Origin of the sequence: Streptomyces xinghaiensis S187 (assembly GCF_000220705.2) — a bacterium.
In the GTDB taxonomy this organism is placed as follows: domain Bacteria; phylum Actinomycetota; class Actinomycetes; order Streptomycetales; family Streptomycetaceae; genus Streptomyces; species Streptomyces xinghaiensis.
Map to the genome: position 1 here is coordinate 6,715,751 of NZ_CP023202.1, position 12,675 is coordinate 6,728,425.

11 protein-coding genes are annotated in these 12,675 nt (G+C 73.4%); 6 read left to right on the plus strand and 5 right to left on the minus strand.

What is annotated here, in order from left to right:
- Positions 1-14: 14 nt before the first annotated feature.
- Positions 15-1,001, minus strand: a complete 987-nt coding sequence (locus tag SXIN_RS28735; protein ID WP_337589379.1) for a helix-turn-helix domain-containing protein — start codon at positions 999-1,001, stop codon at positions 15-17.
- Between SXIN_RS28735 and SXIN_RS28740 the strand changes: the two genes are divergently transcribed.
- Positions 985-1,740, plus strand: a complete 756-nt coding sequence (locus SXIN_RS28740) for an SDR family NAD(P)-dependent oxidoreductase (RefSeq protein WP_019708492.1) — start codon at positions 985-987, stop codon at positions 1,738-1,740. The two genes, SXIN_RS28735 and SXIN_RS28740, sit on opposite strands and share 17 nt — an antisense overlap.
- Positions 1,741-1,776: 36 nt before the next feature.
- Here SXIN_RS28740 and SXIN_RS28745 read toward each other — a convergent pair whose 3' ends face one another.
- The gene (locus tag SXIN_RS28745) at positions 1,777-2,769 is read right to left on the minus strand and encodes an ArsR/SmtB family transcription factor (RefSeq protein WP_019708491.1); all 993 of its coding nucleotides are present in this window, start codon (positions 2,767-2,769) and stop codon (positions 1,777-1,779) included.
- Between the two features lie 502 nt (positions 2,770-3,271).
- Positions 3,272-4,075: a M23 family metallopeptidase gene (locus SXIN_RS28750; protein ID WP_019708490.1), complete on the minus strand. Its 804-nt coding sequence runs from the start codon at positions 4,073-4,075 to the stop codon at positions 3,272-3,274.
- 367 nt (positions 4,076-4,442) lie between these two features.
- Here SXIN_RS28750 and SXIN_RS28755 point away from each other — a divergent pair, with 367 nt between their 5' ends.
- The 4 genes from SXIN_RS28755 to SXIN_RS28770 all read left to right on the plus strand — a co-directional run bounded on the left by SXIN_RS28755 (position 4,443) and on the right by SXIN_RS28770 (position 8,917).
- Positions 4,443-5,684: a hypothetical protein gene (locus tag SXIN_RS28755; protein WP_192883641.1), complete on the plus strand. Its 1,242-nt coding sequence runs from the start codon at positions 4,443-4,445 to the stop codon at positions 5,682-5,684.
- Positions 5,685-5,710: 26 nt separating this feature from the next.
- Positions 5,711-5,839 carry a hypothetical protein gene (locus SXIN_RS32850; protein ID WP_267133928.1) on the plus strand — a complete coding sequence of 43 codons (129 nt, stop codon included), beginning with the start codon at positions 5,711-5,713 and terminating at the stop codon, positions 5,837-5,839.
- Positions 5,840-6,041: 202 nt separating this feature from the next.
- Positions 6,042-7,430 carry an N-acetylmuramoyl-L-alanine amidase gene (locus SXIN_RS28765; RefSeq protein ID WP_050930767.1) on the plus strand — a complete coding sequence of 463 codons (1,389 nt, stop codon included), beginning with the start codon at positions 6,042-6,044 and terminating at the stop codon, positions 7,428-7,430.
- Between the two features lie 191 nt (positions 7,431-7,621).
- Positions 7,622-8,917, plus strand: coding sequence for an aspartate aminotransferase type Ic (locus SXIN_RS28770; RefSeq protein WP_019708488.1), 1,296 nt, complete (start codon positions 7,622-7,624; stop codon positions 8,915-8,917).
- 173 nt (positions 8,918-9,090) lie between these two features.
- On the opposite strand, the gene SXIN_RS28775 is transcribed toward SXIN_RS28770, so the two are convergent.
- Positions 9,091-9,579 (minus strand): DUF4396 domain-containing protein, encoded by a 489-nt coding sequence (locus tag SXIN_RS28775; RefSeq protein ID WP_050930765.1) that lies wholly within the window; start codon positions 9,577-9,579, stop codon positions 9,091-9,093.
- Positions 9,580-10,168: 589 nt separating this feature from the next.
- On the opposite strand from SXIN_RS28775, the gene SXIN_RS28780 reads away from it, so the two are divergent.
- On the plus strand, positions 10,169-11,464 hold the full coding sequence (locus SXIN_RS28780; RefSeq protein WP_192883642.1) for an Ig-like domain repeat protein: 1,296 nt from the start codon (positions 10,169-10,171) through the stop codon (positions 11,462-11,464).
- A gap of 210 nt (positions 11,465-11,674) precedes the next feature.
- Here SXIN_RS28780 and SXIN_RS28785 read toward each other — a convergent pair whose 3' ends face one another.
- Positions 11,675-12,589, minus strand: a complete 915-nt coding sequence (locus tag SXIN_RS28785) for an AraC family transcriptional regulator (protein ID WP_019708484.1) — start codon at positions 12,587-12,589, stop codon at positions 11,675-11,677.
- Positions 12,590-12,675: the final 86 nt, after the last annotated feature.

A 12,675-nucleotide genomic window follows, 5' to 3' on the forward strand; every position in this document is an offset into this window, starting at 1 on the left:
CTCGGCGCTTCGGGTCAGGTGGCGGGTACGTAGATGACGATCCAGTGATCCCGTGCGGTGTCGTGCAGCATTTCGCTCTGGAACGTCAGCCATCCGCGTGTCGGATGGCGCAACCGCTTCACACCGGACCGTTCGGCGGCGACCTCGCCCTGTGCCCAGTGACGGCGGAAATCGCCGCTGGTGGCGGACAGTTCGGCGACGAGACCGCGGAGGCGCTCGTCGTCGGGATAGCGGCCGACGGCGGAACGGAGCTCGGCCGTCGCCCAGCGGGCGTAGCGGTCGGCGCCCTCGCTGCCGAGGATGCGGCGCGCCGTTGCCGTGAAGCCCTGGTGGACGATGTTGCGGCCGTACCGGCCCGTGGTGGGAGGCTCCCCGAGGATCTCGGTCGCCGCAGCATTGCGGGCCAGCACGTCCAGGCGCCCATCGTGGACGGAGACCGGGACGGAGCTCCCGAAACTGCGCAGCAGGCGGTCAAGCCCCGGACGGATCTCGCTGTCCGGCGCCGCGGGTTCGGGCGGTAGCTCGCCCGCAAGCCGGAACAGGTGGTCCCGCTGCGCCGAGGGGAGGCCGAGAGCCCTGGCCAGTGCGGCCAGTACCTCTCTCGAAGGATGCGCCACCCTTCCCTGTTCGAGGCGCGTGCAGTATTCGACGGAGATCCCCGCGGCCTCCGCCAGCTCCTGACGCCGCAGTCCAGGAACCTGTCGCCGTGAGAGGCGCCGGCCGTCCGGCCGTTCGGGCGGTGCCGCCTTCGACCGTCGCTCCCGGAGGTAGCTTCCGAAGTCCGCCCTGTTTCTCGCCGACATGATCCCCATTCTCCCACCCGACCGACCCGACCGACCCGACCGCGCGGGGTGGCCCTCCCAGGACCACTCCTCAGCGGGTCTTCCCGCCCCGCCGGAGGCACCCGACAGTTGTCCAGGAGCGCGCTGTGCCGGACAGCACGAGCGCTCGTCCACCGCAATCGCACCACAGAAGGAGAGTCCCGTGCCCATTGACCGCATCGCTCTTGTCACCGGAGCCAATCAGGGCATGGGCAAGCACGTGGCGAGGGAACTGGTTTCCGACGGCGTGACCGTATTCGTCGGCTCCCGCGACCTCGCTCGCGGTGAGGCAGCAGCCCTGGAGATCGGCGGTGGAGCTGTCGCACTGCAATTGGACGTGACCGACGCCGCGTCGACTGCCTCTGCCGCTGACCGCATCCGGGAAACGGCAGGGCGGCTCGACCTCCTCGTCAACAACGCCGCGATCTCCACCACTCGCAACGACATTCGCGACATGTCCCGGTTGCGCGCCTTGTCGGCACCGGGCACGGTCTCCCTCGACGAGGTGCGAGCCGTCTGGGAGGTCAATGTCTTCGGCCCTCTGGCCGTCTACCAGGCGATGCTCCCGTTGCTTCGCGACTCGGCAGATGCGCGCGTCGTGAACGTCACGAGCGCCCTGGGATCGCTGACGACCATGGCCGATCCGGCCTTTTCGTTCCATGCCGCGTTCGAACCGGTCTACGCCGCGTCGAAGTCCGCGCTCAACGCGATGACACTGTCGATGATGATCGAACAGGAAACCACCGGCATCAAGGTCAACCTCGTCTCCCCGGGATTCGCCAACACCGCTCTCGTCAATTTCGAGGGAACGGAGTCGGTCCGGGACGCTGCGAGAGAGATCGTCCGGGTAGCCCGTCTCGGACCGGACGGCCCTTCCGGAACCTTCACCCTCTGGGAGGGCGTCGACATCCCCTGGTGAACCCTTCCCCGGGCCCGGCCGGGCCCGGGGCGGACGTCACCGCAGCGCCCCCTCCAGGAGCGCCTCGCCCAGCGGAGTGCGGCGGTGCAGCACGCACAGGCCGCTGCGGCGGGAGGTGAGCAGGCCCGCCTCGCGCAGGACGGAGGTGTGGCGGCTCGTCGTCGACGGGGCCAGGTCCAGGGCCGCGGCCAGGCCCGTCGTCGTCATCGGGCGGTCGAGGAGCCCGAGGAGCTGGGCGCGCGAGGTGCCGATGAGCTGGGCGGCGGGCGGTGTGCTCTCGCTCGGCCGGGAGCGTTCCAGCCAGCCCGGGGCGGGGGAGAGCGGGTGGACGAGGACCGGCGGCAGTTCGTCGTCCGCCAGGGCCAGCGGTGCCCGGACGCAGAAGAAGCCCGGGACCAGGGTCAGCGTCCGCCCGTCCAGCCGGATCTCGCGGTCCATGGGGTACGGGGCGCGGAGCGCGGTGCCCTCGCAGCGCCACTCCGGCAGCACGCCGTAACTGGCGAGCAGCCCTTCCGCGCCGCCGGTCAGGGCCGCCTCGGCCCGCTCGGAGCGGTCGGCGGCGGCCTCGGTGCGGATGGCCGGGAGGTACGGCTCGACGGCCACCGCGTAGTACCGGCGCAGCGCCGTGCCCAGCCAGCGCAGGGCCTCCGGGCTGCCCTCGGCCAGCCGCCGCACGCCGCTGGGCAGCGGGGCGCCCGCGTACAGCCGGGAGAGTTCGGCGGCCAGCCGCTGCCGGGGCGTGGACATCACCTTCTCCAGACCGGTGTCGAGGTCCGGTTCGCCGCCGGGGGTGAGGAAGTCGGGAAAGTAGGCGGCGGGCGGGCAGAGCAGCATCAGGCCGCGCACGGCCGCGGTCAGCCCGGACCGTTCCAGGGCTCCGTGCACCTCGCGGCGCCAGGGGTCGAAGACCAGCGCCGCCTGCCGGGTCTGGAGGAGATGCAGGCTGAGCGCGATCTCCCAGAGCGGATCGACGCTCCGTGCCATGCGCAGCCGGGCCAGTTCCCGTCCGCTGAAGTCCACACGCAGCACTGCGCACCCCCGGAATGCGTCGCGGGCCCGCCCTGGTCGGGGACGGGCCGGATCCGGCCGCCTCGGCTTGTCTCCCGTAAGCGTCGCGCGGGAGTCTACGCGGGTAGGCATCCCGGCGTCAGGTCATCGGACGCGATCCTCACGGGCGTTGGCGGTCACAGCGCGGCCCGTCCGGGAACGGCCCGGAAACGGGGGGAGAAGAGGAGGGGAGTGAGCGTCCGTCAGGAGTGGCGGAGGCCGAACGAGCCTGTGCGGGTGGGCAGTTGACCCGGAGGGCGGTGGCCGGGGGAGTACGGCGCGGCCCGCGTGCCCGCTTCCGGCTCCGCGCCGTCCCGCGACCGGAACGGCCGCAGGGGCCCCGGAGATCCGGAGCCCCTGCGGGCCGTGCTCGCCGTTCCGTACGGTTCGTTTCCGTACGGGCCCCCGTGCGGTCCGGTCCCGTACGGCGCCGGTGTGCCGCCGTGCGGCCCCCCGTTCGCCGGCCGTCCGGGCCGCCGCCGGGTCAGCACACCGGTACGCCCGGCAGTTTCGAGGCGGGGTGGTCGATGTAGATGTTGCTGATGAAGCCGCCCTGGTCACGGAGCTTGCTCCACCAGTTGTTGGTGTAGCCCTCGGCGTTCACGGTGTCGCCCTGCTTCTGGCAGAGCACGCGGACGCTGGTGGGCCCGGGGAGCACGGTGACCACGGAGGCGTTGAGGCGGGCGTCGGCGCGGACGCGGACGTCGGTGCCCCAGGTGGTGAACGGCGAGCCGGAGCCGCCGCAGCCGTTGTCGCTCGTCAGGTGGTACTGGTTGTAGCTGCCGGGGTAGGCCAGTGCGGAACCGTTGATCCTGATGTCCTGGCCGGTGCCGTTGTAGAGCTGCTCGTAGTGGATGTGCGCGCCACTGGAGTTGCCGGTGCTTCCCGTGACGCCGATCTGCCGGCCCTGGGCGACCGACGCGCCGTTGGCCACGGAGAAGCTCGACAGGTGGAAGTAGTAGGTCTTCCAGCCGCCGCCGTGGTCGATCACGATGTAGTTGCCGGCGCCGCTGGGCTGGCTGTGCCGGGTGGCGGTGCCGGCCGCGGAGGCCAGGACGGGCGTGCCGGCCGTGGAACCGCCGTCGGAGCGGACGAAGTCCAGGGCGCGGCGCACCTCGGCCGAGTGGTGGCTGTAGGTCCACTTCTGGCCGCAGGGGTAGGGGGCCTTGAAGTTGGGCGCGGCGGCCCTGGCCGCGCCCGTGGTCTCCGCCTGGGCGGGCAGGGCCAGCAGGCCCACCAGCGCGACGAGCGCGGTGGCGAGTGCGGCCGGAAGGCGTCTGAGGTTCACGCGTGCTCCTTGGTCGGGGAGGCGGACCGCGGGCCGGGTGGCGGCGGTCGCCGCGGGACGCCGGAAACGTAAGCGGGCCGTCCCGCCGCTGACAACGGACTCCCGGAGCTCTTCGCTTGAGGTCGAATGCCTTGCCGCCGCCGGAAACACTCCGTCAGCCTGTGCGCTGATCAGCGCTTCTGCGTCCGTGTTCCCTTCCGTACGGCCCCGAGGAGTCGGCAGACCGATGCACGCGGAACCACCAGGAACCACCCCGGCCCCCACCCAGCCCCCCGGCCCGCCCGGTGACCCCGCCCCCCGCACGGCCGGCCCCGCGCCGGCCCCGCCGCCACCGGTTGCCCGTCCCGCCGCCGCGCGCACCCGGCGGATGCGGAGACCGCTGACCGGGGTCGCCCTCGCGCTGGGGCTGCTCGGCGCCTTCCTCGCCGCCCCGGCGAGCGCCGGACAGCCCCGCCAGTCGCCGCCCGCGGCGCCCGGCGCGGACATCCCGGCGGACGTCACGGCCGGTGTGGCCGTCTTCGACCGCCGCACCGGCAGCTTCACGGAGCGCGTCAACGCGGACCACCGCTTCCGGTCCGCCTCCATCGTCAAACTGCTGCTGACCCTGGACTTCCTCTGGGACCGCGGCCCCGGCTACGACATCCCGCAGCAGGACCGCGGCCGCCTCGAAGCCATGCTCCGCAGCAGCGACGACGACGAGGCGAGCCACTACTGGGGCCTGCGCGGCCGCAGCGCGATCATCGAACGGATGGTCCCCCGGCTCGGGCTGACGGGTACCGCGCCGCCGCCCGCGGCCTACCCCGGCTACTGGGGCTACACCTCGCTCACCGCCGCCGACACCGTGCGGATCTACCGGTACATCCTCGATGAATCCCCGGCCCCGGTGCGGGACTTCATCATGGGCAACCTCCACCGGGCGACGCGCTGCGCCAACGACGGCTACGACCAGTACTTCGGCGTCCCCTCGGCCTTCGAGGGACCGTGGGCGGTCAAGCAGGGCTGGTCCGGCTTCAGTTCGGGCGGCTGTACGGCGGACGGGACCCCGGCCGCGGCGGATACGGCCACCCGGGCGGGCGCGGCGGACCCCGCCGGCGCGGCCGGCCCGTCCACCGCCGGCGGGGAGGGCACGCCGCCCCCTTCCCCCGCTTCCCCGGCCCGCTCCGCCGCCGGCGTGGACCTCGTCCGCGAGGCCCTGCACACCACGGGCACGGTCGGTCCCGACGACCGCACCATCGTGGCCGTCCTCTCCCTCCACCCGGACGGGACCCCGTACGGCACCGCGTACTCGGGCCTCACCCGGCTCGTCGGCTCCCTGGACGTCCCCGGTGCCCGGCGCCCCGCCGGAACGTGGTTCGAGACCTGGGGCGACGGGGTGCGGATCCGCGCCGGGGCCACCACCTCCTCGGCGGTGGTCAGCACGCTTCCCGCGGGTGCGGACGTCCTCGTCTCCTGCCAGAAGCGCGGGCAGGTGATCTCCGACCCTCCGCACAGCAGCCCCTGGTGGGCCTATCTGCCGCAGTACGGGGGCTATATGACCACCGTCTACATCGACGCCGAGAGCAGACTGCCGGGCGTTCCGGAGTGCACGGACAGCGGCGGCCGGCGGTGAGCCCGCCGGCGATGGTTATCAGGTGCATGACAAATGGTCGCCTCCGGGGATGCGGCGACGACGCCTGGTCGCATCTCCCGGACCACGGCGGCTATCCCTCCACCATCTTCGGCGATGTGGCGGACGCCTGGCTTCCGGGCGTGCCGAACTGCTGAACTCGTATGCCGGTGACGGAAGTCCGTGCGAATCCGCCACCCGTGTACGCACGACCGGATCCGGGCTCCGGCCCCGCGTACCGGCGCACGCGCGCCGGCGCCCGGATCCGCTCCCCCCACCGTCCGCGCGGCACCGGCCACGGGCCCGCCGAGCCAGCCACCACCCCCCTCACCCACGCGCCGGAGAGCGGAGAGAGATCCGATGAACGCGTTGATCCCGGCCACCCCCCGTCACCGCCGGCTGACCGTCCTGACCGGTACGGCGGTCGCCGCCGCGCTGGTCCTGGCCGGCCAGCCCGCCTCCGCCGCGCCCGAGCGGCCCGGCTCCGGCGAGGTGAACGCGGCCTTCGCGCGGGCGGCGGCCGAGTACGACGTCCCGCGCGACCTCCTGGTGGCCGTCGGCTACGGCGAGACGCACCTGGACGACCACGACGGCGCCCCGAGCCACGCCAACGGCTACGGTGTCATGCACCTGGTGAGCAACCCCGGGCAGCACACCCTGGAACGCGCCGCCCGCATCACCGGCGAACGCGTCACCGACCTGAAGAAGGACACGGAGGCCAACATCCGCGGCGGCGCCGCCGTTCTGCGCGCCCTCGCCGACGACCTCGGCCTGGACGCCGCCGAGCGCGACCGGCTCGGCGCCTGGTACCCGGTCGCCGCCCGCTACGGCGGGACGGACGGCGAACGGGCCGGCCGCCTCTACGCCGACACCGTCTACGAACTCCTGGCCACCGGCATCCGCGGCCACGCCGACGGCGGCGAGCAGATCCGCGTCAAGCCGCTGAAGGTCGCGCCCGAGCGCGGCACGTACGCCGACGTGGATGTGACGGGGGAGACCGGCGAGACCGGCGCCCAGAGCCCCGACTACCCGCCCGCGCAGTGGGTCCCAGCCAACTCCGCGAACTACGCCACCGGCCGTTCGCAGTCGATCAGCGCGGTCGTCGTGCACGTCACGCAGGGCTCGTACGCCGGCACGATCAGCTGGTTCCAGAACCCGGCCTCCGAGGTCAGCGCCCACTACGTGGTCCGCTCCTCCGACGGCCAGGTCACCCAGATGGTCCGCGACAGCAACACCGCCTGGCACGCGCGCTCCGGCAACGCGTACTCCGTCGGCATCGAACACGAGGGCTGGGTCGACGACCCCTCCTGGTTCACCGACGCCATGTACCGCTCCTCGGCCGCGCTCACCCGGCACCTGGCCGACAAGTACGGCATACCGAAGGACCGGGCGCACATCGTCGGCCACCACGAGGTGCCCGGCAACGACCACACCGACCCCGGCCCGCACTGGAACTGGTCGTACTACATGGAGCTGGTGCGCGGCGGCAGCAGCGACGGCACCAAGTCCTTCCCGACCTGGGGCAGCGACGTCAGCATCCGCCAGGCCGCGACGACGAACTCGACGCGGGTGGCCAGCCTGGCCGGCCCGACGACGGTCCGGGTGCGCTGCCAGGTGCGCGGCCAGAAGGTGACGTACCAGGGCTACACCAACGACGCCTGGGCCTACCTGCCGGACTACGGGGGCTACGTCTCCAACATCTTCATCGATGTCCCCGAATCCTGGCTCCCGGGGGTGCCGGCCTGCTGACCCGCCCCGCAGGACGGCGGCACGGGGGACGGCCGGCCCGCACAGGCGCCGGGAATATATCGCTGAGGTGCCGGTCGTCCCCTCCCGGTCTCCTGAGCCGGGCCCCGGCGTCCGAGCGGGGAGGGGCTCCACGCTCCCTTGGTACATTGGCGGCTGCCCTGCTCAAGCACCATGTGCGCTGGAGGAATACCGTGTCGTCTGGGTCCGTACAGGAATCCGCCCCCCTCTCCGGGGCGGCGGGGCTGGAGGCCGCCCGCAAGGAGTACGCCGAGCTGCGTGCCCGGGGTCTCAGCCTGGATCTGACGCGGGGCAAGCCCTCGCCCGAGCAGCTCGACCTCGCGGGCGATCTGCTGTCCCTCCCCGGCGCCGGGGACGTCAAGGCCGCCGACGGCACCGACACCCGCAACTACGGCGGCCTCCTCGGCCTCCCGGAGCTGCGCGAGATCTTCGCCGGGCCCCTCCAGGTGCCCGCCGGGCAGCTCCTCGCGCTCGGCAACGCCAGCCTCACGCTGATGCACGACAACGTGGTGCAGGCGCTGCTCTCCGTCGTCCCGGGCGGCGAGCGCCGCTGGGCGGACGAGCCGCGGGTCCGCTTCGTCTGCCCCGTCCCCGGCTACGACCGGCACTTCGGGGTCTGCGAGCGGTACGGCATCGACATGGTGCCCGTCCCGCTCACCGGCGAGGGCCCGGACATGGACGCCGTCGAGGAGCTCGTCGCCTCCGACCCGACGATCAAGGGCATGTGGTGCGTGCCCAAGTACAGCAACCCCACCGGTGAGGTCTACAGCGACGAGACCGTGCGCCGGCTCGCCGCGATGCGCACCGCCGCGCCCGACTTCCGCCTCTTCTGGGACAACGCCTACGCGGTGCACCACCTCACCGGGGAGCGGGTCGAGATCCTCTCGATCCTCGACGCCTGCGCCGAGGCCGGGAACCCCGACCGCGCGTTCGTCTTCGGCTCCACCTCCAAGATCACCACGGCCGGCTCCGGGGTCGCCTTCGTCGGCTCCTCCCCGGCCAACGTGGCCTGGATGAAGGAGCGGCTGCTCAAGCAGACCATCGGCCCCGACAAGGTCAACCAGCTGCGTCACGTCCGCTTCTTCCGGGACACGGACGGCGTGACCGCCCACATGGAGCGCCACCGCGCGCTGCTGGAGCCCCGCTTCGCGGCGGTGTACGAGGTGCTGGAGAGCGAGCTCGGACCGCTCGGCATCGCCGAGTGGACCCGGCCCAAGGGCGGCTACTTCGTCAGCCTGGACATCCCCGACGGCTGCGCGAGCGAGGTCGTCCGCCTCGCCAAGGAGGCGGGCATCGCGCTGACCCCGGCCGGTGCCGCGTTCCCGTACGGCAAGGATCCCCGCGACCGCGAGATCCGGCTGGCGCCCAGCTTCCCGTCGGTCGAGGAGGTGCGCGAGGCCATGCGCGCCGTCGCCGTCTGCGTGCGGCTGGCCGCCGCCGAGCAGGAGGCCGCCGGCACGGCCGGCTGATCCACCGGACCCCGTTGCGGAAGACGGGCCGGTATCCCGGGCACCACCGGGATACCGGCCCGTCCGCGTCCGCGTCCCCGTGCCCGGGGCCGGGTGTAGCGCGCTCGCCGGGAGCCGCACGGCACCCCCGGACGGGCCGGAGGACCCGCCCCGGCGCCGCGCCCGTGCCGCCGTCAGTGATGGTGGTGGGCGTGGACGACCGCGTGCCCCCGGCCGCGGGCTATGAGCCAGCGGTTGACCGGTACGGTCAGCACGAAGGCGACGGCCAGCGCGAAGGCCAGGGCGGCCCAGAAGAGCCAGCTGGCGAGGCCCGCCTCCATGGCCCCGGGCACACCGACCATGACGGTGTTGTCCACGATCTCCATCACGAGGATGGAGACGGTGTCCGCGGCGAGGGCCACCCTCAGCGCCTCGCGGAAGCTCAGCCCCGCACGGAGGACGCCCCGCATGGTCAGCGCGTAGCCGAAGAAGAAGGCGAGGGCGACGGCCAGTGCCACCGTGGCCCCGGCGGACAGCCCGGCCGCGGTGCCGATGACCATGCCCAGGACCTCGCCGATCGCGCACCCCGTGAGGCAGTGCAGCGTGGCCTGCGCGGCTGTGCTCCATGACACCGGGACCGTGCCGTGGCCGCTCCCGGCCGGCGGGTGAGCGGTGTGGGACACCTCCGGTTCTCCGGCCGCGCCGTGCGGCTGCGCGGCGTGAGCGGTTCCCTCCGGGGCGGTGGTGTGTCCCACCCGGGCGGTGTACCCGTGACCGGACCCGGTGTGGCTCGGCTCGCCGGTGCTGTGGGGGTGCTCGTGCGCATGCTTCATGACGATCCCTTCCCGGACGCGCGGCCGGTGCCGCGGCCTGTCGGAGATATGTATACCCCCATGGGGTATGTGTGTCGAGGGGTGGGGCAGCCCGGCCCTCGGTGATGGCGGCCCGGGGCCGGGTGCGCCCGGGCGTACGGGAAGTGCGCCCGGGGTCGCGGGGCCGCGTGAACCGGCGCGTCGTATAAGACGTTTGACTCTTGTTGTCACCCATCGTCTTCCATGTCCCGGTTGACGCCTTCTGGGTCAGGGGATGACCAGAAGGTCCAGAACGCGTGGCTGCTTCCCGGGCCGGAGGGCACCGGCAGCCCGCCGCATCATGGCGCCCGGGGCCGGGCGAGCCGGATGTTCCGCGGCGCCTTCCGCAAGCCGGTACCGCGCACGGCCCCTTCCCGGCCCGGGCCAGACCCATCGCATCCGCAGGAGACGGGAGATCGTCATGGGTTCGCCCATTCAGCGCGGCCAAGCCCGCATTCCCCGGCCGGGCGGCCCGGGACCGTCGGGCAGCAGGCCCCACACCACCGCCCGGGCGGCGGACGGCACCGGGGCGCTCCAAGCCGCCCCCGCGGTCACGGGCTTCACCCCGGCCACCGGTTCGCCCGGCGGGGGGACACCGGTGTCGATCACGGGCACGGAGTTCGTGAACGTCCAGTCGGTGACCATCGCCGGTGTGGAGGCCGCGTCCTTCACGGTGGACAGCCCGACGAACATCACGGCGACCACGGCCGCGGCCGCGGCGGGGACGTCGGGCCCGGTGGCGGTCACCACGCCGGACGGCACCGGTGCGTCGGCCGCGTCCTTCACCTACGTCTCCGAGCCGACCACCACGACCGTGGCCGTCGAGACCGTCCCGGCGTACTGCGGGGACGACGTCGTCATCACCGCGACGGTCACCTCGCCGACCGGCCCCGTCACCACGGGCACCCTCACCTTCCTCGTCACGGAGAACGGCCCCGTCCAGATCCTCGCTCCGGACGGGGCCGGCCAGGCCGGCGCCACGTTCACGGACCTGGCCGTGGGGCTCCACCACGCCGTGGTCGTGTACGAGCCCGCGGACGACGGCTATCTGAGCTCCGCCTCCGCCGTGACTCCGGTCACCGTCAGCGCGGCGCCGGCCACCACCACGGTGACCGCCGTCCCGAACCCCGCCGGCCCCGACGAGAGCGTGCTCCTCACGGCCACCGTGGCCGGTCCTCCCGGCCACCCGGGCACCCCCACCGGCACGGTCACCTTCAGCGCCGTCGGCGGCGGCGTCCTCGGCTCGGCCGGACTGACCGGCGGCCAGGCGCAGATCACCACCTCCGGCCTGCCCGCCGGAACGACCACCGTGCAGGCGGACTACGAGGGCGACACGTGCTTCGGCGCCTCCTCCGGGACCGTCGACGTGGTGGTCAACCCGCCGGCCCCCACCACGCTGACCGCGACACCGGCCACCATCAGGCTCCGCAGCAACGGCACCTTCGTGATCCGGAACGTGAGTGCCACCCTCACCAGCGGCGGGACCCCGCTGCCGGGGCAGACGCTCCACTTCGCGATCACCACGGGCACCGGCACCCACCCGCTCGGTCAGGCCGTCACGGACGCCACCGGGAAGGCCACTCTGCCCGACACCACCGTGCCGAACGCTCTGGCCACCTCGCAGACGTACCAGGCCGAGTTCCCCGGAACCGCGACCTACGCGCCCTCGTCCGCGACCGGGAGCATCACCTTCCAGCCGTTCCCCATCCTCCCCTGACCCCTCACCCCTCACCCCTCACCCCTGACCCCAGACCCCTGACCCCTGTCCCCACGGGACCGGGGGCCCGGGCTCACGCCCGGCGGCCCCCGGAGCCCTCGATCCTCCCTTCCGCCGCGGGGCCGTGCCGGATCCTCTCCGGCACGGCCCCGCCGGCCGTCCCCGGCCCGGCCCCGTCCCGCAGCACGGCACGGGGCCGGGCCGGCCCTCTCAGACCGCGGCTCCCCGCGCCGCCTCCCGCCGGTCCGCCCGCTCCGGCTCCACCGGGATCCACAGCTCCGCGTCCGCCGTGGACCCGTCCTCCGACAGCCGGGTCCGCAGGATCTCCGGCCCGGGCCGGCTCCGGTACGGATTGGACGGGAACCACTGGGTGAACACGTCCCGCCACAGGGACTGCAGGGCCCGCGGGAACTCGCCCGAACTCTCGAAGACCGCCCACATGCCCGCGGGGACGGCGAGGGAGTCCATCCCCTCCGGCACCTCGGTGCCGGGGTCCGTCACCACGCCGTGGTAGTAGTCGAGTTCGGTCCCCTCCACCCGTTCGCCGGGGTCGGCGGGCAGACGGTCGCTGACCCCGACGATCCCGCGCGGCTCCCGGGCCGGCAGGGCCTCCAGCCGCCGCAGCGTGTCCTCGCCGATGCCGCGGATGAACGCGGCGATCTCCGGATTCACCCCCTCGTGCACCAACGGCACCCGGGCCCTCTTCCCGGCCACGGTGAACCCGGTCTTCTCCACGATCCGGTAGCGCATACTGCTGTTCCCTTCGACGACGAGCCGGAAGGACATCCGGGGCTGCGAGCTGAGCACCGCGCCGGTCCGCCGGGCCTCACCCGGCCCGACGCCGTGCACGGCGCGGAACGCCCGGGCGAACGCCTCTCCGGAGCCGTAGCCGTAGCGCACCGCGATGTCGAGCAACGTGCCGTCCCCCGCGAGCACTTCGGCGCCCGCGACGGTCAGCCGCCGGCGCCGGACGTACTCGGACAGCCCGATCCCCGCCAGCGCGGAGAACAGCCGCCGCAGGTGGTACTCGGAGGTGGCCGCGATCCGCGCCAGCTCGGCCGGCTCGATGGGCCGGTCGAGGTTGCGCTCGATGTACTCCAGGGCCTCGTTGAGCCGTTCCAGCACCGCCGGATCCCCTTCCCTCTGACACGCTTCACGCTAGGGAGGAGACACCCTGCCGCACCCGACATCCCGTGCCCGGTCCGGTCGGG